This is a genomic window from Streptomyces sp. CAI-85 (genome assembly GCF_013363615.1).
In the GTDB taxonomy this organism is placed as follows: Bacteria; Actinomycetota; Actinomycetes; order Streptomycetales; family Streptomycetaceae; genus Streptomyces; species Streptomyces antibioticus_B.
The window spans coordinates 46,070-69,643 of the sequence record NZ_JAANNX010000007.1 but is presented as its reverse complement, the minus strand read 5'-3'; the positions used below and the strand labels follow the sequence as shown (position 1 = coordinate 69,643).

Here is a 23,574-nt window from a genome sequence, read left to right as displayed (position 1 = left end):
TGGAGGTCCCCCTCGTTGCCGTGGGTTGCGGGATCCACCAGTCTGATCAGTGACTCACGGGTACGAGGACAGGTGTTACGACAGGAAACCGGCGCCGGGGTTGTCGGCTTCCCGCTATGCCCCGGACGTCCGGACACTTCTCGAACACCTGAGCGCGGCAGGTCAGCCGGTGAAGAGTTTCGTGGCTTTCTGCACCAGTTCGTACAGGCCGTAGGCGAGCGGTACGCCCACCCACAGCCAGGCGAACGCGATCAGCGGCCGCCGGTCAGGCGGACTCTGGCTGCTGTCGGGCCGGGACATCGGCGGCCTCCTTCGGAGCGGTGAGGCGGTGACGGGGGGCGACCGGGCGGACCAGTTCGTTGGCGACGAAGCCGACGGCGAGCAGCCCGATCATGATGAACAGGGACAGCGAGTAGAGATCGGCGCCGTGCTTGCCGGCCTCCTCCTGCCGGTCGGCGATCCAGTTGACGATCAGCGGGCCGAGCACCCCGGCCGTCGACCAGGCGGTGAGCAGCCGCCCGTGGATCGCGCCGACCTGGTAGGTGCCGAACAGGTCCTTCAGATAGGCGGGGATCGTCGCGAAGCCGCCGCCGTAGAAGGAGAGGATCACCAGGGCGCAGAGGACGAACACCGGCTTGGAGGAGTCGCCGAGCAGGGCGATCACGGCGTACATGGCCGCGCCGACGCCCAGGTAGACGCGGTAGATGTTCTTGCGTCCGATCAGGTCGGAGGTGGTGGACCAGCCGATGCGCCCGGCCATGTTGGCGGCCGAGAGCAGGGCGACGAAGCCGGCGGCGGCCGTGACGGAGACCGGGGTGGAGGTGTCGGCGAAGAAGTCCGTGATCATCGGGGCGGCCTTCTCCAGGATGCCGATGCCGGCGGTCACGTTCATGCACAGGACCACCCACAGGCACCAGAACTGCGGGGTGCGCACGGCGGCGGCCGCCGAGATCCCCTCACCGGCCGCGGCGGCGGGCACGCCGGCACCGCCCGCGGTCCGCTCCGCGGGGCGCGGCACCCGCACCAGCAGCACGCCGAGCGTCATGAAGACGGCGTACGACAGCCCGTGCACCAGGAAGGCGAGCGCGATGCCGGAGTGGTCGGTGCCGAAGGACTCCAGCATCCGCGCCGACCAGGGCGAGGCGATCAGCGCGCCGCCGCCGAAGCCCATGATCGCGATGCCGGTGGCCATGCCGGGCCGGTCGGGGAACCACTTGATCAGGGTGGAGACGGGCGAGATGTAGCCGATGCCGAGGCCGATGCCGCCCACGAAGCCGTAGCCGAGGACGATCAGCCAGTACTGCTCGGTGGCGGCGCCGAGCGCGGAGATCAGGAAGCCGGAGGAGAAGCAGACCAGGGCGACCGTCATCGCCCAGCGCGGCCCGTTGCGCTCGACGAGCGTGCCGCCGAACGCGGCGGACAGTCCGAGCATGACGATGGCGAGCTGGAAGGGCAGCGCGCTCTGGGTGCCGCTGAGCCCGAGCGCGGACTCCAGTGGCGGCTTGAACACGGACCAGGCGTACGCCTGGCCTATGGAGAGATGGACCGAGAGGGCGGCCGGGGGGACGAGCCAGCGGCTCCAGCCGGCCGGTGCGATGGGGGGACTCATGGGACCCGGACGGTAGGAAGGATCACCGGAGTTGAGAAGCCGCCGCGTCGACGGTATGCGGTGAACGGTATGCGGGCTGCGCCGAACGGTCGGGCCCCGCCGGGCCGTTGTGCGGGGAGTGCGGGGGAAGTGCGCGCGGGGCGTGCGCGAACCCTTGCCGCCCCAAGACCCATACTGTAGACAATATTCAGTCGACAGAGTTCGGCAGTTCCTCGGTACCCTCGACCGAACGGAGCTTCCCCGTCATGAAAGTCGCAGTCCTCGGCGCCGGTGCGATCGGCGCCTACGTCGGTGCGGCGCTCCATCGCGCCGGTGCCGACGTGCATCTCGTCGCCCGTGGACCGCATCTCGCGGCCATGAGGCGGGACGGGGTGCGGGTGCTCAGTCCGCGCGGCGACTTCACCGCCCGCGCCCACGCCACCGACGACCCGGCGGAGATCGGCCCGGCCGACTTCGTGTTCCTCGGCCTCAAGGCCCACTCGTACGCGGCGTGCGGGCCGCTGATCGAGCCTCTGCTGCACGACACCACGGCGGTGATCGCCGCCCAGAACGGCATCCCCTGGTGGTACTTCCACCGGCACGGCGGCCCCTACGACGGCCATCGCGTCGAGAGCGTGGACCCCGGCGGCGCGGTCAGCGCCGTGCTCGCACCCGAACGGGCCGTGGGCTGTGTGGTCTACGCGGCCACCGAACTCGAAGCCCCGGGCGTCGTACGGCACTTGGAGGGCACGCGCTTCTCGGTGGGCGAGCCCGACCGCAGTGTCTCCGCGCGCTGTGCGCGGTTCGGCGAGGCCATGCGGGAGGGCGGGCTCAAGTGCCCCGTCGAGCCGGACCTGCGCAACGACATCTGGCTCAAGCTGCTCGGCAACATCTCATTCAACCCGATCAGCGCCCTGTCCCGCGCCACCATGCGGCAGATGTGCCTGCACGGCGGCACCCGCCGGGTCATCGAGACCATGATGCGCGAGACGCTCTCGGTCGCCGAGGCCCTCGGCTGCGAGGTCGGTGTCTCCATCGAGCGCCGGCTCGCGGGCGCGGAGCGCGTCGGCGACCACCGCACCTCCACGCTCCAGGACCTGGAGCGCGGCAAACCGCTCGAACTCGACGTGCTCCTCGCGGCGGTCGTCGAACTGGCGGAGATCACCGGCGTCCCGGTGCCCACCCTGCGCACCGTGCACGCCATCTCGGACCTGCTCGCTTTGAGGAGCGCCGCATGAGGAAGCGTCGGCCCACCACCTACACCCGGCTCACCCATCCCCTGGTGCGCGACTCCCGCGACGAGCCCTTCCGCAGCGCGAGTTGGGAGGAGGCCCTGGACCGCGTGGCCCGGGGCCTCGCGCGCAACCGGGACGCGTTCGGCATGTTCTCCTGCGCCCGCGCCACCAACGAGACCAACTACGTGGCGCAGAAGTTCGCCCGGGTCGTCATGGGCACCCACAACGTCGACTCCTGCAACCGCACCTGTCACGCGCCGTCCGTCGCGGGCCTGTCGGCCGCCTTCGGATCCGGCGGGGGCACCTCGTCGTACGAGGAGATCGAGCACACCGACCTCATCGTGATGTGGGGCTCCAACGCCCGCTTCGCGCACCCGATCTTCTTCCAGCACGTACTGAAGGGCATCAGGAACGGCGCCCGGATGTACGCCGTCGACCCGCGCCGCACCTCCACCGCCGAGTGGGCGGAGAGCTGGCTCGGGCTCGACGTCGGCACCGACATCCCGATGGCGCACGCGATCGGCCGCGAGATCATCCACGCGGGCCTGGTCAACGAGGCGTTCGTGGAGCGGGCCACCTCCGGCTTCGAGGAGTACAAGGCGCTCGTGGAGCCCTGGACGCTCTCGCTCGCGCAGAAGGTGACGGGCGTACCGGCCGCCGCCATCAGGGAGTTGGCGCACGCCTACGCCCGCGCCGAGCGCGCCCAGCTCTGCTGGACCCTCGGGATCACCGAGCACCACAACGGCACCGACAACGTGCGCGCGCTGATCAACCTGTCGCTGCTGACCGGCCATGTCGGCCGGTACGCCTCGGGGTTGCAGCCCCTGCGCGGCCAGAACAACGTGCAGGGCGGCGGCGACATGGGCGCGATCCCCAACCGGCTGCCCGGCTTCCAGGACGTCCTCGACCCCGGCACCCGGCGGAAGTTCGAGACCGCGTGGGACACGGTCATGGAGCCGCGCCACGGGCTGAACCTCACCGAGATGTTCGAGGCGATGGAGGAGGGCACGCTGAAGGCCGTCTACTGCATCGGCGAGAACCCCGCGCAGTCGGAGGCCGACAGCGAACAGGCCGTGCGCCGGATGCGGGCGCTGGACTTCCTCGTGGTGCAGGACATCTTCCTCACGAGGACCGCCGAACTGGCGGACGTCGTGCTGCCGGCCACCGCCGGATGGGCGGAGACCGACGGCACGACCACCAACAGCGAACGGCGGGTCCAGCGGGTCCGCCGGGCGGTCGACCCGCCCGGTGAGGCGCGCGAGGACATCGACATCCTCTGCGACCTGGCGGGCCGCCTCGGCCACGACTGGAAGTACGCCGACGCCGAGGCCGTGTGGAACGAACTGCGCTCGGTCTCCCCCGACCACTACGGGATGACGTACGAGCGGCTGGCGGAGCACCAGGGCATCCAGTGGCCCTGCCCGAGCACCGAGGACCTCGAACCCGGCTATCTGCACGGCCGGTTGTGGGACCCCGACCCGGCACGCCGGGGCAGGCGGGCGCCGTTCGGGATCGCGCGGCACGATCCGCCGGTCGATCTGACCGACGAGCGCTACCCGATCCGGCTCACCACCGGACGGCGCCTGGACTCCTACAACACCGGTGTGCAGAGCGGCGGTTACGCCTCCCCGCTGCGGCGCGGCGAGTTCGTGGAGCTGTGCCCGGAGGACGCCGAGCGCTACGGCGTCGTCGTCGGCGAGGAGGTGCGGGTCGCCTCGCGGCGCGGGTCGGTCGTGGCGCCGGTGTGGATCGACACCGCGCTGCGCCCCGGGCTCGCCTTCATGACCATGCACTTTCCCGACGAGGTGGACACCAACCGGCTGACGATCGAGGCGAACTGCCCGATCGCGGGGACGGCGGAGTTCAAGGCGTCGGCCATCCGGATCGAGAAGCTTCCGGCCGCGACCGGGGTGAGGTGACGCGTGGACCTGCGCTTCGGTGACAGCAAGCCGACCGACGAGGAACGAGCCGCCGTCGACGCCCTGTTGGGGCCGGCCGAGTCCGCCTGGGAGGGCGCGGACCGCACCGACGCCGACCTGCGCTGGGCCCGTGGCGGACGGGCGGCCCGGGACCGCCGCGATCTGCTGCTGCCCGGACTCCACGCGATCAACGACCGGATCGGCTGGATCAGCGAGGGCGCCCTCGGCCATCTGTGCCGCCGGCTGACCGTGCCGCCGGCCGAGGCGTACGGCGTCGCCACCTTCTACGCGATGTTCTCCGTGCGGCCCCGCCCGGCGACCGTCCTGCACGTCTGCACGGACCTGGCCTGCACGGCGGCCGGGGCGGGCGACCTGTGCGCCGGCGTCGAGTCCCGGCTCGGACCCGGCAGCGGGGTGGCGGTGGAACGCTCCCCCTGCCTCGGCCTGTGCGAACGCGCCCCGGCCGCCCTCGCGATCAGAGCCGGCGACCCGGTGCGTACGGCGGTGGCGGCACCGGCGGACGTCGAGACGGCCGTCCTCTCCGGGACCGCCCCGGACGCGGCGCCCGAGGAGCCGCCGGCGGCGACCGCCGTACCCCAGGCGGGACAGGACGGCCTCGTCCTGCTCGGGCGGGTCGGGGTGGTCGACCCGTCCTCGCTCGACGACTACCGCGCCCACGGCGGCTACACCGCCCTGCGCCGCGCCTTCGCGCTCGGCCCCGCCGGGGTGATCCGCGAGGTCACCGACTCCGGACTGCTCGGCCGGGGCGGCGCCGCCTTCCCCACCGGCCGCAAATGGCAGGCCACCGCCTCCCAGCCGGACCGCCCGCACCATCTGGTGTGCAACGCCGACGAGTCGGAGCCGGGCACCTTCAAGGACCGCGTCCTCATGGAGGGCGACCCGTACGCCCTGGTGGAGGCCATGACGATCGCCGGGTACGCGACCGGCGCCCACCGCGGGTACCTGTATCTGCGCGGCGAGTACCCGCGGGCCCTGCACCGGATGCGGCACGCCGTCGAACAGGCGCGGGCCCGGGGGCTGCTCGGCGACGACGTGCTCGGGCAGGGGTTCGCCTTCGACATCGAGATCCGGCGGGGCGCGGGGGCGTACATCTGCGGCGAGGAGACCGCGCTGTTCAACTCCATCGAGGGCTACCGCGGCGAGCCCCGCTCCAAGCCGCCGTTCCCGGTGGAGAAGGGGCTGTTCGGCAGGCCGACCGTCGAGAACAACGTGGAGACGCTGGTCAACGTGCTGCCGGTGCTGACCATGGGCGCGCCGGCCTACGCGGCGATCGGCACCGGACGGTCCACGGGCCCCAAGCTGTTCTGCGTGTCGGGGAGCGTGGCGCGTCCCGGCGTCTACGAGCTGCCGTTCGGCGCCACGCTCGGCGAGGTGCTGGAGCTGGCCGGGGTGCGTCCGGGGCTGCGGGCGGTCCTGCTCGGCGGGGCGGCCGGCGGTTTCGTACGGCCCGACGAGCTGGATCTGCCGCTCACCTTCGAGGGCACCCGCGAGGCCGGCACCACCCTCGGTTCCGGTGTCGTCATGGCCTTCGACGGCACGGTCCCGCTGCCCCGACTGCTGCTGCGGATCGCCGAGTTCTTCCGCGACGAGTCCTGCGGGCAGTGCGTGCCCTGCCGGGTCGGGACCGTACGGCAGGAGGAGGCGCTGCGGCGGCTCGCGGACCGCACGGGCGCGGCCGCCGCCGACGACGTGGCGCTGCTCAGGGAGGTGGGGCGGGCGATGCGGGACGCCTCGATCTGCGGTCTCGGACAGACCGCGTGGAACGCCGTGGAATCCGCGATCGACCGTCTGGGGGCGTACGAATGACCGTGACACCGCTGGGGATCCCGCGCCGGCTGCTGGAGTTCACCCTCGACGGGGATTCGGCCCGGGTGCCGGAGGGCGCGACGATCCTGGACGCCTGCCGGGCCGTCGGGAAGGACGTGCCGACGCTGTGCGAGGGCGACACCCTGCGGCCGAAGAACGCCTGCCGGGTGTGCGTGGTCGAGGTGGAGGGCGCGCGCACCCTGGTGCCGGCGTGCTCGCGGCGGGCCGAGCCGGGCATGGTGGTCCGCACGGACACCGAGCGGGCCCGGCACAGCCGCCGGATCGTCCTGGAGCTGCTGGCCTCCTCGGTCGATCTGTCGACGACGCCGCGGGCCGCGGAGTGGATCAAGGAGTACGAGGCGAAGCCGGACCGGTTCGGCCCCGACGCGGCCCGGCTGAACGACTCCCCGAAGGTCGACAACGACCTGTACGTGCGCGACTACGCCAAGTGCATCCTGTGCTATAAGTGCGTCGACGCCTGCGGCGACCAGTGGCAGAACAGCTTCGCGATCTCCGTGACGGGGCGCGGTTTCGACGCCCGGATCGCCGTCGAGCACGACGCGCCGCTGACCGACTCGGCCTGTGTGTACTGCGGGAACTGCATCGAGGTGTGCCCGACCGGAGCGCTGTCGCCGCGGTCGGAGTTCGACCGGCGCGCGGCGGGGACGTGGGACGAGTCGGCGCAGACCCGGACCACCACGGTGTGCGCGTACTGCGGTGTGGGCTGTGGCCTGACGCTGCACGTGCAGGACAATGAGATCGTGAAGGTCACCTCGCCGCACGACAATCCGGTGACCCACGGGAACCTCTGCATCAAGGGCCGCTTCGGCTACCAGCACGTACAGAACCGGGGCTGATCACATGGGACGTGTCACCGAACGACGCAAGGTGCTCCGCATACGCGACGGGGCGGTCTCCACCCGGCCGGACACCCTGGTCGCGGAGGAACCCCTGGAGATCCGGCTCAACGGCAAACCCCTGGCCATCACCATGCGCACACCCGGCGACGACTTCGCGCTGGCCGCCGGGTTCCTGGTGAGCGAGGGCGTGCTCGCCGAGCAGGACGACCTCCAGAACATCGTGTACTGCGCGGGCGCCATGGCGGACGGCTCGAACACGTACAACGTGGTGGACGTGCGCACGTCCCCCGGGGTCACGGTCCCCGACATCACCCTCGAACGGAACGTGTACACCACGTCGTCCTGCGGCCTGTGCGGCAAGGCCAGCCTGGACGCCGTCCGTACGACGGCCCGCTGGCCGATCGCCGACACTCCCCCGGTCCGGATCGAGCCGGAGCTGCTCGCGAGCCTCCCGGACCGGCTGCGCGCGGCCCAGCGGGTCTTCGACCGGACCGGGGGGCTGCACGCGGCCGCGCTGTTCTCCGAGGCGGGCGAGCTGCTGGACGTCCGCGAGGACGTGGGCCGGCACAACGCCGTCGACAAGCTGGTCGGCCGCGCCCTCCAGAGCGGCGGACTGCCGCTGTCCCGGGCGATCCTGCTGGTCTCCGGCCGCGCGTCCTTCGAGCTGGCGCAGAAGGCCGTGATGGCGGGCATCCCGGTACTGGCCGCGGTCTCGGCACCGTCCTCGCTGGCGGTGGACCTGGCCGCGGAGACGGGGCTGACGCTGGTGGGCTTCCTGCGGGGCAGTTCCATGAACGTGTACGCGGGCGAGGACCGTATCGCCCTGCGGACCGCGGCCGCCCACGGCTGACCCGGTCCTCCCGCGACACGGCGGCGGGGCCCCACCCGGCGGGGAGCGCCCCCTGCGCCACGGGGCCCCGTCGCAAAGACGGCTGCGTCCGCCGCCCCGGTCGCGGGGTTCAGTCGCGGGCCCGGTCACGGCCTCGGACGCTGCCCCCCGCCGTCACCGAACCGCAGCGCGGGCAGCGCACCCTGCGCCGCAGCGCCCCGTCACGGTCACGGGCTCAGTCGTCGCCCCCGTCACCCCCGAACCGCACCCGTCCCGCCGTCACCACCGTGCCCAGGCGGGGGAAGTCGAGGCGGATCGAAGCCTCGTGTTCGGGCTCGGTGAGGGCGGTCATCGCGTCTTCGACGAAGACCAGGTCGTAGCCGAGGTCCCCGGCGGCGCGGGCGGTGGACTCGACGCCGAGGTTGGTGGCGATGCCGCCGAGCACCAGCGTGGTGACCCCGCGCTCGCGCAGCCGGTCGTCCAGCCCGGTGCCGTGGAAGGCGCCGATCGTCCGCTTGACGATCTCCACGTCGCCGTCCCGGAGCAGCCCCGCGACCAGCCCGCTGCCGGGCGGCTGCTCGGCGACCCCGGGGCGCTCCACCCGGACCAGGACGACGAGCGCCCCGGCCGCGCGGAAGCCGTCCGCCAGCTTCTCGGCGACGGACAGCACTTCGGTGCCCCCGCGGGGCGCGAGGGGCAGCGCGACGATCCGGTCCATCAGATCGACGAGGACGAGAGCGGTACGCGCGGGATCGAGCACGAGGGGTGCGGTCATGACGGAACGTTATCCGTCACCGCCCCGCCGTACCGGGCATCCGTGCCGACATGCGGGTCCACGGGGTCGTGCGAGCGGCGTTTGGCGATGACCGCGCAGACCATGAGCTGCATCTGGTGGAAGAGCATCAGCGGCAGCACCGCCAGCGAGGCGTGCGCGCCGAACAGGACGCTCGCCATCGGCAGACCCGAGGCCAGGGACTTCTTGGACCCGGCGAACTGGATCGCGATCCGGTCCTCGCGGCCGAACCGCAACGCCTTCGCGCCGTACCAGGTCAGGGCCAGCATCACCGCGAGCAGCACGGCCTCCACGGCCAGCAGTCCGCCCAGGCGGACCGGGCTGACCTGCTGCCAGATGCCCTGGACCACGCCCTCGCTGAACGCCGTGTACACGACGAGGAGGATCGAGCCGCGGTCGACCAGCCCGAGCACCTTGCGGTGCCGGGCGACGAAGGCGCCGATCCAGCGCCGCGCCACCTGACCCGCCACGAACGGCACCAGGAGCTGGAGCACGATCTCCACGACCGAGCCCGCCGAGAATCCGCCGCTCCCGCCGAGCAGGGCCGCCGCCAGCAACGGCGTGACAACGATCCCGACCAGCGACGAGAACGAGCCCGCGCAGATCGCGGCCGGCACATTGCCCCGGGCCATCGACGTGAACGCGATCGACGACTGGATCGTCGACGGCACCAGCGTGAGGAACAGCAGCCCCTGGTAGAGCGGCTCGGTGAGGAACACCGGGACCAGACCCCGCGCGGCCAGGCCCAGCAGCGGGAACACCACGAAGGTGCACACCAGGACGGTGACGTGCAGCCGCCAGTGGCGCAGCCCGTCCAGCGCCTCACGGGTGGACAGCCGGGCCCCGTACAGGAAGAAGAGGAAGGCGATGGCGGCCGTCGCGGCACCGGAGGCCACGTCCGCGCCGGTCCCGCGGGCCGGGAACAGCGCCGCGATCCCGACCGTCCCGAGCAGCAGCAGGATGTAGGGGTCGACCGGCATCCGACTCGGCCACGTCAGGCGTTTCACGGTGCTCCACGTACGGTGTCGAAGGTCTGTGCGTCGGGGCCGGAACGCCCCTCCCCATCGTCCTCCTCGCCCCCGTGATCGGGAATCCGGCATACCGTTCTGACTGTCATCACGGATCACGATGACCGTCGGGACATGGCCGTACGGTGGGCCCATGTACGAGCCCTCCCATCTGCGGACCTTCCTCGCGGTGGCGCAGACGCTGAGCTTCACCCAGGCCGCCCGTCGGCTCGGGCTGCGCCAGTCCACCGTCAGCCAGCACGTACGGCGGCTGGAGGACACCGTCGGACGGACCCTGTTCAGCCGGGACACGCACTCGGTGGAACTGACCGAGGACGGCGAGGCGATGCTCGGCTTCGCCCGCCGGATCCTGGAGGTGCACGAGCAGGCGTCGGCGTTCTTCACCGGCACCCGGCTGCGCGGCCGGCTGCGCTTCGGCGCGTCCGAGGACTTCGTCCTCACCCGGCTCCCGGAGATCCTGGAGGGCTTCCGGTACGACCATCCCGAGGTCGACCTGGAGCTGACGGTGGAGCTGTCCGGGACGCTGCACGAACAGCTCGCCGCCGGGAAACTCGACCTGGTGCTGGCCAAGCGGCGCCCCGAGGACCCGCACGGCGAGCTGGTCTGGCACGACGAGCTGGTGTGGATCGGCGCGGAGCGGCTCCGCCTGGACCCCGAGCGCCCGGTCCCGCTGATCGTCTTCCCGCCGCCCGGCATCACCCGCGCGCTGGCCCTGGAGGCGCTGGAGCGGCAGGGGCGGGCCTGGCGGATCGTGTGCACCAGCGGCAGCCTCAACGGACTGATCGCGGCGGCCCGCGCCGGACTCGGAGTGATGGCCCACTCCCGCGGCTTCGTCCCGCCGGGCCTGGTGCGCGTCCCGGAACGGGCGGGACTGCCGGAGCTGGGCCAGGTGGACTTCGTCCTCACACACGGCCACCGCCACACATCCGCCCAGGACGCGGCGGAAGCACTGGCGGCAGCAATCCTCTCCGCCGCCGACCGCCTGCACCGCCGCGGAACATGAGCCGCCGAGGGACGTGAGCCGCCGAGGGACGTGAGCGCGCTCGCCGAGCGTGAGCACTGCCGCGGAGATGAGCCCCCGCAGGGCATACGCACCGCCGCGGGACGAGAGCCGCCGTGGGACGTGAACACGCCCGCGGAGCGGGAGCACCACCGCCGGACGTGAACACCGCCACGCGGGAGGGCGAGCCGCCGCAGAGTATGCGCACCCCTGCGGGACGTCAGCCGCCGTGGAACGTGAACACACCCGCGGAGCATGAGCACCGCCGCGGGAAGTGCGCCGCCGTGGGACGTGAACACCGCCGCGCGGGAGGCGAGCCACCGCAGGGCATACGCACCACCGCAGGACGTCAGCCGCCGTGGGACGTGAATACGCCCGCGGAACATGAGCACCGCCCCGGAGCGGAAGCACCGCCACCGGACATCAACACCGCCACGCGGCAGGCAAGCCCCCGCAGAGCATGCGCACCGCCGCGGGACGTGAGCCGCCGTGGGACGTGAACACACCCGCAGAGCGGGAGCACCGCTGCGGAGCGGGAGCACCGCCACCGGACATCAACACCGCCACGCGGCAGGCAAGCCCCCGCAGGGCATGCGCACCACCGCCGGACGCAAGCCCCCGCACGGCACCCGCGCCGCCCCGGCACCCACGCACCGTCGCGAGGCGTAAGCGGGCCGGGAAGATTCCGTGGAGATTGCGGCACCGAAACTTACTCAGACGTCAGCTTCGTGTCCGACCCTTCCCCATGTGGACCCATTTTCCGGCACTGACCAGCGTGGACGAGAGCTTTGTCGCCCTTCCGACCCCCTCCCGCCCGGCCCGCGCGTGGGGTAGCTTTCACGGCGCTGTGCGGCCATGAGATGCGGGGTGCGGGAGTGCGCGAGTTCACCAACCCTCCGTCGGCGTCGGCACCGCCGCCGGTCGGCGGTCTGGCCGACGCCGTGTTCCGGCACGCCCAGGAGGACCCGCTGCACGTGGCCCTCGGCCGCAAGGACGAGCGCGGCGAATGGCGGGACATGACCTCGGCCGAGTTCCGCGACGAGGTCCTCGCCCTCGCCAAGGGCCTGCTCGCCCAGGGCGTCCGCTTCGGCGACCGGGTCGCGCTGATGTCCCGTACCCGCTACGAGTGGACCCTGTTCGACTTCGCGCTGTGGACGATCGGCGCCCAGGTGGTGCCCGTCTACCCGACGTCCTCCGCCGAGCAGTGCTTCTGGATGCTGTACGACGCCGAGTGCACGGCCGCGGTCGTGGAGCACGAGGACCACGCCATGACGATCGCCACCGTCATCGACCGCCTCCCGCGACTGCGCCGGCTGTGGCAGCTCGACTCCGGATGCGTGCAGGAGCTGTACGAGGCCGGCGCGGGCGTCGAGGACGAGGTGGTGCACCGGCACCGGGAGGCCGTCACCCCCGACTCGGTCGCCACGGTCATCTACACCTCGGGCACGACCGGACGCCCCAAGGGCTGTGTGATCTCGCACGGCAACTTCATGTTCGAGGCCGACACGGTCATCGAACGCTGGGAGCCGGTGTTCCACTCCAAGAAGGGCGACGAGGCGGCGACCCTGCTGTTCCTGCCGCTCGCGCACGTCTTCGGGCGGATGGTGCAGATCGCCGCGTTTCGCGGCCGGGTCCGCTTCGGGCACCAGCCCGAGCTGCACGCGGCCGCCCTGCTGCCCGACCTGGCGGCGTTCCGGCCGACGTTCATCCTGGCCGTGCCGTACATCTTCGAGAAGGTGCTCAACGCGGCCCGCCGCAAGGCCGAACGGGACGGGAAGTCGGGGCCGTTCGAGAAGGCCGTCGAGGTGGCGGTGGCCTACGCGGACGCGGTGGAGGCGAAGGCGTGGGGCACCGGGCCCGGCCCGTCGGCGGGGCTGCGGATGCAGCACCAGTTCTTCGACAAGCTCGTCTACTCCAAGGTGCGCGCGGCGATGGGCGGCCGGGTCCGGCACGCCATGTCGGGCGGCTCGGCGATGGACCGCCGGCTGGGCCTGTTCTTCGCGGGCGCCGGGGTGCAGATCTACGAGGGGTACGGGCTGACCGAGTCGACCGCGGCCGCGACCGCCAACCCGCCGGAACGCACCCGCTACGGCACCGTCGGCCAGCCCATCCCGGGCGTGACCGTGCACATCGCGGACGACGGCGAGGTCTGGCTGCACGGCGGCAACGTCTTCCAGGGCTATCTGAACAACCCCAAGGCCACCGACGAGACCCTGCACGACGGCTGGCTGGCCACCGGCGACATCGGCTCCCTCGACGAGGACGGCTATCTCACCATCACCGGCCGCAAGAAGGAGATCCTCGTCACCTCCGGCGGCAAGAGCGTCTCGCCGGGCGTGCTGGAGGAGCGGGTGCGCGACCATCCGCTGGTCAACCAGTGCATCGTCGTCGGCAACGACCGGCCGTTCGTCGCCGCGCTGATCACCCTCGACCCGGAGGCCGTCGAGCACTGGCTCCAGATGCGCGGCAAACCGCAGGCGGGCCCGGCCGAACTGGTGCGGGACAACGACCTGGAGACGGAGGTGCGGCGGGCCGTGGTGGCCGCGAACACGCTGGTCTCGCAGGCCGAGTCCATCCGCACCTTCCGCATCCTGGCCCAGCCCTTCACCGAGGAGCACGGCCTGCTGACACCGTCGCTGAAGCTGAAGCGCAAGGCGATCGAGAACACCTACGCCGACGAGGTGGACGCGCTGTACAGCACATGAGGCTCCGGGGCCCGAATTCCGCTGTCAGGAATGCATCACGGCCTGTGATCGTTGACGATGGGCGTATCAATTCCCTGACGGACAACCGAAGGATCAAGAGCTCGTGAGCAGCAAGGTCCCCCCGATCATCCTCAACAACGGCGTCGAGATGCCCTCGCTGGGCTTCGGCGTCTGGCAGGTGCCGGACGACGAGGCGGAGCGGGCGGTCGCCACCGCGCTGGAGGCCGGGTACCGCAGCATCGACACAGCGGCGATCTACGGCAACGAGAAGGGCACCGGCCGGGCCGTCGAGGCCGCCGGGCTGCCCCGCGAGGACATCTTCGTCACCACCAAGCTCTGGAACGCCGACCAGGGGTACGACGCCACGCTCCGCGCGTTCGACGCCTCCCTGGAGAAGCTGGGCCTGGACCATGTCGACCTGTACCTGATCCACTGGCCGCTGCCGGCCCGTGACACGTACGTGGACACCTACAAGGCGCTCGAGAAGCTGAACGCCGACGGCCGGGCCAGGGCCATCGGTGTCTCCAACTTCCTTCCCGAGCACCTGGAGCGGCTGATCGGGGAGACCTCGGTGATCCCGGCGGTCAACCAGATCGAGCTGCACCCGCACCTCCAGCAGCACGCCCTGCGCGAGCTGCACGCGCAGCAGGGCATCGCCACCGAGGCGTGGTCCCCGCTGGGCCAGGGCAAGGGCCTCCTGGAGGTCCCGGCGATCGTGGCCATCGCCCAGAAGCACAACCGCACCCCGGCCCAGATCGTGCTGCGCTGGCATCTCCAGCTCGGCAACGTGGTGATCCCCAAGTCCGTGACGCCGTCGCGGATCAAGGAGAACATCGACGTGTTCGACTTCAGCCTCGACACCGAGGACCTGGCGGCGATCAGCGCGCTCAACGAGGACCGGCGCATCGGCCCGGACCCGGCCACGTTCAACGTCGGCTGACCGGACCTGTCCGTACGAGGGGGGCGTGACCGCGCGGTCACGCCCCCCTCGTACGTCCGGGCGACCCGGTCTAGACGGCCTTCACGGCGGTGTGGACGGTGTGGGCCGCCAGCACGAACAGGTCCGTCCTGCGGTGCAGGCCCGCCGGGTCCGCGGGGTCGAGCAGCCGGTCCAGGGTGGCGCGGTCGTCGGCGTCCAGGGCGTCGGCGTAGCTGTCCCGGAGCCGGGAGAGCTGGTCGATCACATAGGCGCGGCCCCGGTCGGGCAGCGGGGCGGGCAGGTCGAGCAGGAAGCTGCGGCTGCGGGCGTGCTTGAGGCCGGCGGCGGCGAGCAGCGCCGACCAGTCCTCGACCTCGTCGACCGAGCCCGGCAGATCGGCCCGCATCCGCGCGAACCACTCCGCCTCCAGCCCGTCGAGCCGGGCCTCCAGACCGGGGCGGCCGAAACCGAGGTCGCGCGGCAGGAACCGGGACGGCAGCCCGCCCTCCATGATCGCCAGCGTGCCGCCGGGAGCCAGCCGGTCCGCGAAGGCGGCGAGCGCGGCCCGCTGGTCGCCCAGGTGGTGCAGGCTGCGCCCGGCCCACAGCAGGTCGGCGGGGTAGTCCATGTCCTCCAGCACCCCGGGCAGATCACCGGCGAGCGTGCCGAAGCGGTCGCTGTAGCCGAGCCGGGCGGCCCGCTCCTCGGCCCGCACCAGCAGCGGCGCGGACCCGTCGACGGCCAGGACGCGGGCGCCGGGGAAGGTCTCGGCCATCAGACACGAGACGACCCCGGGTCCGCTGCCCGCGTCCACGATCAGACCCGGCTCGGTGATCTCCTTGGCGAGCCAGGACAGGGCCCGCTCGTACAGCGGGGTGAACAGTTCGGCCTGGGCCTCGAGGTGCGGGGCCATCTCGGCCCAGTCGATGTCGGTGCCGTGACCATGGCCGTGGCCGAGCCCATGACCACTGCCGTGGCCGCCGCCATGACCACTGCCGTGACCGTGGCCGTGGCCACCGCCGTGGTCGTGCCCGTGTCCGTGGCCGGGGGTGTCGTCGGATGCGTGCGGATGCGGGTCGTGCGCCATGGGGTCAGCCTCTCGCTCGGTATGCCGACAGCGTGCGCCGACGCACCGGGAGAAGGCCACTCCTGTTGCCGGTACGGCAAAACAGCCACCGTCCCACGGCAAAAACCGCGGCCCGCCGGGACCGGCCCGGGAAAGGGCGGCCGGCCCCGGCGGCACCGCGTCCGCCGCTACGGCAGCGGCGGGTACGCGTTCTGCATCAACTGCTGGAACTGCGCCGAGAACCAGTGCCCGGACACCGGTGCGTCACCCAGCGCGCCCGACGGGTTGTTGCCGTTGCGCGGGTTGCCGGTGTACGTCGGGTCGCACATCCGGTCGAAGCCCTTGCCCTCGTCGTTCGGTATGGCGGAGCTGGAGCCGTCCGACTCGCCCGGCGGCTTCATCCACACATAGGCGTCGATCCCGGTGGCCGGGGCGGCCTGCGGGCGCTCACCGAGCCCGGCACCCGCCTGGTTGCACCAGTTGCCGATGTGGATACGGCGGTCGTAACGGCCGCCGTCGACATAGGTGTCGACGCTGGTCGTGGCGCCCGGTCCGGCGGGCCGGGCGGAACCGCCCCAGCCGTTGCGGGAGGTGTCGATCAGCATGCCGATGCCCGGCCGGAAGCCGGCGGTGACGAGCTGGTTGCGGAACCCCTGGGCGTACGACAGTTCGTCGACGTACCGGTTCCAGTCCACCCACTTCGACTCACGGACCGACTTGCCGGCCACCGAGTCGCCGATGGTGAAGTTGTTCTCCTTCAGGGCGCTGTAGTTCGCCGTGTTGGTGATGAACCCGTGCACGTCGTCGACGGTCGCGCCCTCCGCGTTGGCGGCCTCGAAGAAGAGCTGGGCGGAGGGGGCGAAGTTGTCGTCCCAGCCGAGCCAGCCGTGGTGGCCGGCGTCGATGTAGTTGTAGACGTTGGGGATCGCGCCGAGCTTGTTCAGCGCGTAGCCGACGCCCTTCACGTAGTTGCCGTTGGCCTTCATGGTGTCGCAGGCCGCGGTGGCGGTGGGCCGACTGCCCACGTTGGTCACCAGGTTGGGCAGCGAGTCGATCTCGATGGTGGTGACGATCCGCAGCGAGGCGTACTTGCTGTCGGCGAGGATCGCCGCGATCGGGTCGATGAACTCGCTCCTGTAGCGGCCGATCTCGGTCGGGCCCAGTTCGCCGTTGGAGGCGAGGGCCGCGCAGTCCCGCCCTGGCAGGTCGTAGACGACGAGCTGGACGACCTCCTCGCCGCTGCCCTTCTGGGCGAGGGCCGCGTCGAGGTGGTCGCGCAGGCCCATCCCGTCGCCCACGCCCTCGATGGCGGCGATCCGGTCCAGCCAGACACCGGTGGGCTGGCCGGAGACACGGCTGCCGCCCGGTTCGGCGGCGGCCTTCGCCGACCACTCCGGGTTCACGTACACCTTGGCGCCGGCGTACGGGTTGTCGACGCGGGTGGAGGGGGTGCCGGGGTCGGTCGGGCCGGGGTCCGTGGGTCCGGGGTCGGTGGGTCCGCCGGTGCCGCCGTCGGCATTGCAGGTGACGCCGTCGAGGGTGAACGTTGTAGGCAGCGCGTTGCCGCCGCTGTACGACGCCTGGAACCCGAAGCTGACCGAACCGCCGTTCGCCAGCGTGCCGTTGTAGGACTCGTTGGCGGCGGTGACGGCCGTACCGGACTGGCTGATCTTGGCGTTCCAGCCGTTGGTGATCTGCTGGTTGCCGGCGTAGGCCCACTTCACCGACCAACTCGTCTTCGCGGCCAAGAGGTTGGTGACGGTGACGTTCGCGGTGAAGCCGGTGCTCCACTGGTTCTGCACCTGGTAGTCGACGGTGCAGGGGACGGCGGCGATGCCCGGGTCGCCGGGGACCACCGCGAGCGCGGTCCCGGAGGCCCCGGCGACCAGCGCCAGCGCGGCGAGTATCGCTGTTCTGCTACGGCTCATGAGTGCGGGTTTCCTTCTCCGTCGCGGGTGGTGTCGGTCCGGTCGTGCGGTGGCGCCTTTCGCTCGGGGGCACACGGATTTCGCTCGGGGGCACGCGGACGAGCGCGCGGCCCGATGGCGAACGCGGTGAAGGTGCGAGGTGCATGAGAGATGCGGGGTGCATCAGAGACGCGAGGTGCATGAGAGGTGCCGGATGCGTCGACGCGGCGGCGGGCGTGACGGCGTTCCGGAAGCCGTGGGCTCCGGTGGGGAGTTCTGCCGCGGAGGGTGTCGCATGAGCGACTCCTTGCAGTTCAGCGCCGTGTGACGGACGCGTCGACTGATGGAATCGCTCCCACTGGTGTCTCGAAGCTAGCGCCAAGCACCTTGAAAGGACAGGGGAGTTGCTGACTTTCCCTCAACAACGCGAGTCGAATGTTTTCGACTCTTCAAGCACCTTGACCCCTTCACCCGGCATCCCCACTATGGGAGCGCTCCCACTGGTTCAAGGCTTGTTGCTCCTCCCCCACTCCCGAGCCGCAAGGAGGAACCAGCACCATGGATCCCGCACGCAGACGCCGCGGGGCGCGGCGCCTGTGGACCGCCTTCGTGGCGGCCCTCGCGCTCCCGCTGGCCATGCTGAGCACGACGACGACTCCCGCCCGGGCGGCGGCGCTCCAGTGCAGCGTCGACCACCGGGCCAACGACTGGGGGTCCGGCTTCACCGCGGAGCTGACCCTCACCAACCGCGGCACGGACCCGATCGACGGCTGGACCCTGACCTACGCCTACCCAGGCGACCAGAGGCTGACCAACGGCTGGAACGGGACCTGGTCGCAGTCCGGCCGGCAGATCACGGTGGTCAACGCCGCCTACAACGGCACGATCGCCGCGGGCGCGGCGGTGAGCACCGGCGCGCAGTTCACCTACAGCGGCACCAACGCCGCTCCCACGTCCTTCTCGGTCAACGGCACGGTCTGCGCGGGCGCGCACCAGCCGCCGGTGACCGTGCTGACCAGTCCGGCCGCGGGCGCCGTCTACACGCAGGGGGACGCGGTGCCGCTCGCGGCGACCGCCGCGGCCGCCGACGGGGCGACGGTCACCAAGGTCGAGTTCTACGACGACACGGCGCTGCTGGGCACGGACACGAGCGCGCCGTTCACCCTGTCGGCGAGCGGGCTCGCCGTGGGCGCCCACTCGCTGGTGGCGAAGGCGTACGACAGTCTGGGCGCGGCCGGGTCGTCGCCGCCGGTCGGCATCACGGTCGCCTCGGGGCCCGCGGTGGTCGCCGGGGCGAACCAACTGGCCGTGCAGCAAGGGAAGTCGGGCACCTATCAGGTGCGGCTGTCCACGCAGCCGTCCGCCGCGGTGACCGTGACGACCGCCCGTACCGGCGGCAACACGGGCCTCGCGGTGACCGGCGGGTCCTCGCTCACCTTCACGCCGTCGAACTGGAACACCGCGCAGACGGTGACCGTCACGGCGGACGCCACCGGCACGGGTGCGGCCACCTTCGAGTCGACGGCGACCGGGCACGCGAAGGCGACGGTGACGGTCACGCAGATCGCCGGGGGCACGGTGTACGACGCCCGGTTCCTGGACCTCTACGGCAAGATCACCGATCCGGCGAACGGCTACTTCTCGCCGGAGGGGATCCCGTACCACTCGGTCGAGACGCTGATCGTGGAGGCGCCGGACCACGGGCACGAGACCACGTCGGAGGCGTACAGCTATCTGCTGTGGCTCCAGGCCATGTACGGCAAGGTGACGGGCGACTGGACCCGGTTCAACGGGGCGTGGGACCTCATGGAGCGGTACATGATCCCCACCCACGCCGACCAGCCGACCAACTCCTTCTACACCGCGTGGAAACCGGCGACCTACGCGCCCGAACTGGACACGCCCGCCGAGTATCCGGCCCGGCTCGACTCGGGGGTCTCGGTCGGCCTGGACCCGATCGCGGCGGAGCTGAAGTCCGCGTACGGCACGGACGACGTGTACGGCATGCACTGGCTCCAGGACGTCGACAACGTGTACGGGTACGGCAATTCACCCGGCAGGTGCGAGGCGGGCCCGGCGGACACCGGCCCCTCCTCCATCAACACCTTCCAGCGCGGCGCGCAGGAGTCGGTGTGGGAGACGGTGCCGCAGCCGACCTGCGACGCCTTCACGTACGGCGGCACGAACGGGTATCTGGACCTGTTCACCGGTGACGCGTCCTACGCGAAGCAGTGGAAGTTCACCAACGCGCCGGACGCGGACGCACGGGCGGTGCAGGCCGCGTACTGGGCGGACGTCTGGGCCGGGCAGCAGGGCAAGGGTGCCGAGGTGTCCGCGACCGTCGGCAAGGCGGCGAAGATGGGCGACTATCTGCGCTACTCGATGTACGACAAGTACTTCAAGAAAATCGGCGGTTGCGTCGGTCCGACCACGTGTGCGGCCGGGACCGGCAAGGACGCCTCGCACTATCTGATGTCCTGGTACTACGCCTGGGGCGGGGCCACCGACACCAGTGCGGGCTGGGCCTGGCGGATCGGCTCCAGCCATGCGCACGGCGGCTACCAGAACCCGCTGGCCGCCTACGCGCTCAGCTCCTACGCCGACCTCAGGCCGAAGTCGGCGACGGGCCAGGCGGACTGGGCGAAGTCGCTCACCCGCCAACTGGAGTTCTACCGCTGGCTCCAGTCCGACGAGGGCGCCATCGCGGGCGGGGCGACCAACAGTTGGGCGGGCCGTTACGCCACCCCGCCGGCCGGGACGCCCACCTTCTACGGCATGTACTACGACGAGCAGCCCGTCTACCACGACCCGCCGTCCAACCAGTGGTTCGGCTTCCAGGCGTGGTCGATGGAGCGGGTCGCCGAGTACTACCAGCAGACCGGGAACGCGCAGGCCAAGACCGTCCTCGACAAGTGGGTGGACTGGGCGCTCGCGCACACCACGGTCAACCCGGACGGCAGCTACCGGATCCCCTCCACCCTCCGGTGGTCGGGCCGGCCCGACACCTGGAACGCCTCCAGCCCCGGCGCCAACACGGGACTGCACGTCACCGTCGCCGACTACACCGACGACGTCGGCGTGGCCGCCGCGTACGCCAGGACCCTGACCTACTACGCCGACCGCTCCGGTGACACCGGGGCGGCGACGACCGCCAAGGCCCTCCTCGACGGCATGTGGACCCACCACCAGGACGCCCTGGGCGTCGCCGTCCCCGAGACCCGCACCGACTACGACCGCTTCGACGACACGGTGTCCGTCCCCACCGGCTGGACCGGCACGATGCCGAACGGCGACCCGATCACCTCGTCGTCGACCTTCACCTCGATCCGCTCCTTCTACGAGTCCGACCCGAACTTCTCGAAGATCGAGACCTACCTGGCGGGCGGCGCCGCCCCCGTCTTCACCTACCACCGATTCTGGGCCCAGGCCGACATAGCCCTGGCCATGGGCTCGTACGCGGAGCTCCTCGAATAGCCCCGCCCGGCTCCGCGCACCACACCGGGCGGCCCCTTCCCGGGGGCCGCCCGGTCTGTGCGCACCCACTCACGACCTGGGGGCCTCCCGGTCGCCGGGTTCCCCGGGCGCGTTGCCGTACCGTTCGGCCAACTCGGCTGCCGTACGGGCGATTCGGTGGCGTAGTCCGGCGGGTTCCAGAACCTCGATGTCGGTGCCGAGGCGGAGGAACTCGCCGTGGGCGTGGTCCAGGGACTCGATGGGTACCGTGGCCCGGATCCAGCCGTCCGTGTCGGGCGGTTCCTCGGCCGTCATCGGGCGTCCGAGTGTCGCCCCCGGCGCCAGGCGGACCACCGCCCGGCCCGTGTACAGGCGTTGACGGAAGTCGCGTTGGTGGCCGGTCCACCAGTCCGCCAGGTCGAAGCCGTCCGGCCGGGTGAACGCCTCGTCCCGTACGGAGAGTTCGAGGATCTGGTCGACCCGGAAGGTGCGCGGTCCGGGTCCGGCGACGACGTACCAGCGGCCCGCCTTGAGGACCAGGCCGTACGGTTCGAGGCGGCGGCGCACATCGGTGGGCTCGCGCCAGCGGCGGTAGGAGACGTCGAGCACCCGGTCGTTCCACACGGCGTCGGCGACCGCCGGCAGCCACGGCACCGCGTCGGTGTCCGCGTACCAGCCGGGTGCGTCGAGATGGAAGCGGCCGCTGATCCGGTCGGCGTGCTCACGGACCGGCGCCGGCAGCGCGGCCCGCACCTTGAGCCGGGCGGCGGCCAGCACCGGGCCGAGACCGAGGTCGGCGGCGGGCCCCGGCGCCCCCGCGAGGAAGAGCGCCTCCGCCTCGGCCGTGGTCAGTCCGGTGAGCCGGGTGCGGTAGCCGTCCAGGAGTCGGTAGCCGCCCGCGTGCCCGGCGTCGCCGTACAGCGGGACGCCCGCCGCGGCCAGCGCCTCGACGTCCCGGTAGACCGTGCGCACCGACACCTCCAGCTCCCCGGCGAGCTGGGCGGCGGTCATCCGGCCCCGGGTCTGGAGCAGCAGCAGGATCGAGACGAGTCGGCTGGACTTCACTGACATATGGTGGCAGTGAAGGGCGCTTAGCGTCGCGTTCATGACCTTCACGGCCTTCCAGGAGAAGACACTGACCGCGCGGCCGCCGATCGAGGTGGCGGGCCGGTGGATCAAGCGCTACCACGTCACCGCCGACCCGGCGGGCATCGCGCCCGAGGTGGAGCGGGCGGCCTACGCGGTGCTGCCCGAGCTGCTGCCGGAGCCGGACGGCACCCCGCCGGCCACCTTCGTCGTCCTGCACCGGGGCGGGGACACCGGCGCCTATCTCAACGCCTATAGCTGGGTGTGGGACAACGTGCTGCACTACCGGGGCGCGGCGGCGGGGCAGCCGGCGCTGGGCTGTCCCGACCTCGACCCCACCCGCTTCGTCCGCCACGACCTGCCGTGGATCGGCTGCGTCTGGGAACTGCCCCCGGTCCTGCACGAACGGCACGCCTGGGTACGGCACGTGCTGCGCCCCGAAGCACCCGACCTCCCGGCCTATCTGGCCGACGCCCTGCCCGACGGAACCACGGGGGAACGCGCATGAGCGACCGGGGACGAGATCGACCTGCCGGTTCCCGCCGGTCGTGGGCGCCGCTTCGAGAACGGGCTCCCTGGCTGTCCCACTGGACGATGGCCTTCAGCCGGCCGGCTTCCGGAACGCCCGCAGGGTGAACTCCGGTTCCGGGCGCGGGCGTTCCTGGTCGGGGAGGGCCGCGAGCCGGGCGGCGAAGTCGTCGGCGAGGGGGTGGCCGGGCGGCAGGGTGACGAACCAGCCGCGGCGCAGATCGGTGATCGCGCGGCGCGGGCTGCGGCCCTGCCCACGGCCGGGGAACCGGGCCCGGCCCGCGGGCAGCAGCCCGAGGCCGGCGGCGTACCCCTCGACCAGGGCCTCCGCGTCGGACGCGGGCCGGTGGGGGCGGGAGGCGAGGACGACATCGATGTCGCTGCCCACGTTGTGCGAGGCGCCCTTGTCGACGGTGGTGACGTAGACCCCGCCGGGCCGCAGCACCCGGGCGCACTCGGCGACGATCCGGCGCGCGTCGCCGTCGTCCTCGACGAGATGCAGCAGCCATACGCTCGTGACGGCGTCGAACACGCCGTCCGGGAAGGGCAGTCGGCGGCTGTCGGCGCGCACGATCGTGCCGGGCAGCCGGGCGGCGGCCCGCCGGGCCATCGCCGGGGACAGGTCGACGCCGGTCACCCGCAGTCCGGGGCGGCCGGCCGCGAGCCGCCGGGTGACGATGCCGGTGCCGCAGGCGACGTCCAGCAGCCGGGCCGCGTCCGGCGGCAGCAGGCCGAGGACGGCCTCCGCGGCGGCGGCCGCCCGGGGCTCACCGCCGCGCATGGCGTCGTAGCGCTCGGCTTCCTCGTCGTAGTCCAGCACGCGCGCCCCCC

General features: G+C 71.9%; 18 protein-coding genes. 10 read left to right on the top strand and 8 right to left on the bottom strand.

Annotation, left to right across the window (positions count from 1 at the left end; all coding sequences use genetic code 11):
* Positions 1 to 162: 162 nt before the first annotated feature.
* Together G6W55_RS11890 and G6W55_RS11885 are read right to left on the bottom strand one after the other, a co-directional pair.
* Positions 163 to 300 (bottom strand): hypothetical protein, encoded by a 138-nt coding sequence (locus G6W55_RS11890; protein WP_175520789.1) that lies wholly within the window; start codon positions 298 to 300, stop codon positions 163 to 165.
* Positions 266 to 1,609: an OFA family MFS transporter gene (locus G6W55_RS11885; protein WP_175520788.1), complete on the bottom strand. Its 1,344-nt coding sequence runs from the start codon at positions 1,607 to 1,609 to the stop codon at positions 266 to 268. Before G6W55_RS11885 ends, G6W55_RS11890 begins: the two co-directional genes overlap by 35 nt.
* A gap of 245 nt (positions 1,610 to 1,854) precedes the next feature.
* On the opposite strand from G6W55_RS11885, the gene G6W55_RS11880 reads away from it, so the two are divergent.
* From G6W55_RS11880 to fdhD, 5 genes are read left to right on the top strand one after another with little or no spacing between them, the layout of a single operon-like run.
* A complete protein-coding gene (locus tag G6W55_RS11880) occupies positions 1,855 to 2,826 on the top strand; it encodes a 2-dehydropantoate 2-reductase (RefSeq protein WP_175520787.1) in 972 nt (323 codons plus the stop codon).
* A complete protein-coding gene (locus G6W55_RS11875) occupies positions 2,823 to 4,742 on the top strand; it encodes a molybdopterin oxidoreductase family protein (RefSeq protein WP_175520786.1) in 1,920 nt (639 codons plus the stop codon). The genes G6W55_RS11880 and G6W55_RS11875 overlap by 4 nt, the downstream gene beginning before the upstream one ends.
* 3 nt (positions 4,743 to 4,745) lie before the next feature.
* Positions 4,746 to 6,569, top strand: coding sequence for an NADH-ubiquinone oxidoreductase-F iron-sulfur binding region domain-containing protein (locus tag G6W55_RS11870; protein WP_175520785.1), 1,824 nt, complete (start codon positions 4,746 to 4,748; stop codon positions 6,567 to 6,569).
* Positions 6,566 to 7,426 (top strand): 2Fe-2S iron-sulfur cluster-binding protein, encoded by an 861-nt coding sequence (locus G6W55_RS11865; RefSeq protein WP_175520784.1) that lies wholly within the window; start codon positions 6,566 to 6,568, stop codon positions 7,424 to 7,426. The genes G6W55_RS11870 and G6W55_RS11865 overlap by 4 nt, the downstream gene beginning before the upstream one ends.
* Before the next feature lie 4 nt (positions 7,427 to 7,430).
* On the top strand, positions 7,431 to 8,279 hold the full coding sequence (gene fdhD / locus G6W55_RS11860) for a formate dehydrogenase accessory sulfurtransferase FdhD (RefSeq protein ID WP_175520783.1): 849 nt from the start codon (positions 7,431 to 7,433) through the stop codon (positions 8,277 to 8,279).
* Positions 8,280 to 8,493: 214 nt separating this feature from the next.
* Here the strand turns inward: fdhD and G6W55_RS11855 are convergent, their stop codons facing one another.
* Positions 8,494 to 9,033 carry an isochorismatase family protein gene (locus G6W55_RS11855; RefSeq protein WP_175520782.1) on the bottom strand — a complete coding sequence of 180 codons (540 nt, stop codon included), beginning with the start codon at positions 9,031 to 9,033 and terminating at the stop codon, positions 8,494 to 8,496.
* Positions 9,030 to 10,058 (bottom strand): bile acid:sodium symporter family protein, encoded by a 1,029-nt coding sequence (locus G6W55_RS11850; RefSeq protein WP_309243688.1) that lies wholly within the window; start codon positions 10,056 to 10,058, stop codon positions 9,030 to 9,032. Before G6W55_RS11850 ends, G6W55_RS11855 begins: the two co-directional genes overlap by 4 nt.
* A 154-nt stretch (positions 10,059 to 10,212) precedes the next feature.
* On the opposite strand from G6W55_RS11850, the gene G6W55_RS11845 reads away from it, so the two are divergent.
* The 3 genes from G6W55_RS11845 (at position 10,213) to G6W55_RS11835 (ending at position 14,724) form a co-directional block, all read left to right on the top strand.
* Positions 10,213 to 11,082 (top strand): LysR substrate-binding domain-containing protein, encoded by an 870-nt coding sequence (locus tag G6W55_RS11845; protein ID WP_175520781.1) that lies wholly within the window; start codon positions 10,213 to 10,215, stop codon positions 11,080 to 11,082.
* An 872-nt stretch (positions 11,083 to 11,954) separates the two neighbouring features.
* Positions 11,955 to 13,784, top strand: a complete 1,830-nt coding sequence (locus G6W55_RS11840; RefSeq protein ID WP_175520780.1) for a long-chain fatty acid--CoA ligase — start codon at positions 11,955 to 11,957, stop codon at positions 13,782 to 13,784.
* 103 nt (positions 13,785 to 13,887) lie between these two features.
* A complete protein-coding gene (locus tag G6W55_RS11835; RefSeq protein WP_175520779.1) occupies positions 13,888 to 14,724 on the top strand; it encodes an aldo/keto reductase in 837 nt (278 codons plus the stop codon).
* Between the two features lie 70 nt (positions 14,725 to 14,794).
* Here G6W55_RS11835 and G6W55_RS11830 read toward each other — a convergent pair whose 3' ends face one another.
* Both G6W55_RS11830 and G6W55_RS11825 read right to left on the bottom strand, forming a co-directional pair.
* A complete protein-coding gene (locus tag G6W55_RS11830) occupies positions 14,795 to 15,790 on the bottom strand; it encodes a trans-aconitate 2-methyltransferase (protein WP_175520778.1) in 996 nt (331 codons plus the stop codon).
* A 167-nt stretch (positions 15,791 to 15,957) separates the two neighbouring features.
* Positions 15,958 to 17,697, bottom strand: coding sequence for a glycoside hydrolase family 6 protein (locus tag G6W55_RS11825; protein ID WP_175520777.1), 1,740 nt, complete (start codon positions 17,695 to 17,697; stop codon positions 15,958 to 15,960).
* A gap of 537 nt (positions 17,698 to 18,234) precedes the next feature.
* Between G6W55_RS11825 and G6W55_RS11820 the strand changes: the two genes are divergently transcribed.
* Positions 18,235 to 21,150 carry a glycoside hydrolase family 48 protein gene (locus tag G6W55_RS11820; RefSeq protein ID WP_175520776.1) on the top strand — a complete coding sequence of 972 codons (2,916 nt, stop codon included), beginning with the start codon at positions 18,235 to 18,237 and terminating at the stop codon, positions 21,148 to 21,150.
* A 69-nt stretch (positions 21,151 to 21,219) separates the two neighbouring features.
* On the opposite strand, the gene G6W55_RS11815 is transcribed toward G6W55_RS11820, so the two are convergent.
* Positions 21,220 to 22,194: a YafY family protein gene (locus G6W55_RS11815; protein WP_175520775.1), complete on the bottom strand. Its 975-nt coding sequence runs from the start codon at positions 22,192 to 22,194 to the stop codon at positions 21,220 to 21,222.
* Positions 22,195 to 22,234: 40 nt separating this feature from the next.
* Between G6W55_RS11815 and G6W55_RS11810 the strand changes: the two genes are divergently transcribed.
* Positions 22,235 to 22,723, top strand: coding sequence for a hypothetical protein (locus G6W55_RS11810; RefSeq protein ID WP_175520774.1), 489 nt, complete (start codon positions 22,235 to 22,237; stop codon positions 22,721 to 22,723).
* A gap of 93 nt (positions 22,724 to 22,816) precedes the next feature.
* Here G6W55_RS11810 and G6W55_RS11805 read toward each other — a convergent pair whose 3' ends face one another.
* Positions 22,817 to 23,563, bottom strand: a complete 747-nt coding sequence (locus tag G6W55_RS11805; protein WP_175520773.1) for a class I SAM-dependent methyltransferase — start codon at positions 23,561 to 23,563, stop codon at positions 22,817 to 22,819.
* Between the last annotated feature and the right edge of the window lie 11 nt (positions 23,564 to 23,574).

What these genes read in the sequence shown, in the direction of transcription:
- G6W55_RS11890 (WP_175520789.1), bottom strand. Translation starts at nt 300, where the DNA reads ATGTCCCGGCCCGACAGCAGCCAGAGTCCGCCTGACCGGCGGCCGCTG.
- G6W55_RS11885 (WP_175520788.1), bottom strand. Translation starts at nt 1,609, where the DNA reads ATGAGTCCCCCCATCGCACCGGCCGGCTGGAGCCGCTGGCTCGTCCCC.
- G6W55_RS11880 (WP_175520787.1), top strand. Translation starts at nt 1,855, where the DNA reads ATGAAAGTCGCAGTCCTCGGCGCCGGTGCGATCGGCGCCTACGTCGGT.
- G6W55_RS11875 (WP_175520786.1), top strand. Translation starts at nt 2,823, where the DNA reads ATGAGGAAGCGTCGGCCCACCACCTACACCCGGCTCACCCATCCCCTG.
- G6W55_RS11865 (WP_175520784.1), top strand. Translation starts at nt 6,566, where the DNA reads ATGACCGTGACACCGCTGGGGATCCCGCGCCGGCTGCTGGAGTTCACC.
- fdhD (WP_175520783.1), top strand. Translation starts at nt 7,431, where the DNA reads ATGGGACGTGTCACCGAACGACGCAAGGTGCTCCGCATACGCGACGGG.
- G6W55_RS11855 (WP_175520782.1), bottom strand. Translation starts at nt 9,033, where the DNA reads ATGACCGCACCCCTCGTGCTCGATCCCGCGCGTACCGCTCTCGTCCTC.
- G6W55_RS11845 (WP_175520781.1), top strand. Translation starts at nt 10,213, where the DNA reads ATGTACGAGCCCTCCCATCTGCGGACCTTCCTCGCGGTGGCGCAGACG.
- G6W55_RS11830 (WP_175520778.1), bottom strand. Translation starts at nt 15,790, where the DNA reads ATGGCGCACGACCCGCATCCGCACGCATCCGACGACACCCCCGGCCAC.
- G6W55_RS11825 (WP_175520777.1), bottom strand. Translation starts at nt 17,697, where the DNA reads ATGAGCCGTAGCAGAACAGCGATACTCGCCGCGCTGGCGCTGGTCGCC.
- G6W55_RS11820 (WP_175520776.1), top strand. Translation starts at nt 18,235, where the DNA reads ATGGATCCCGCACGCAGACGCCGCGGGGCGCGGCGCCTGTGGACCGCC.
- G6W55_RS11810 (WP_175520774.1), top strand. Translation starts at nt 22,235, where the DNA reads ATGACCTTCACGGCCTTCCAGGAGAAGACACTGACCGCGCGGCCGCCG.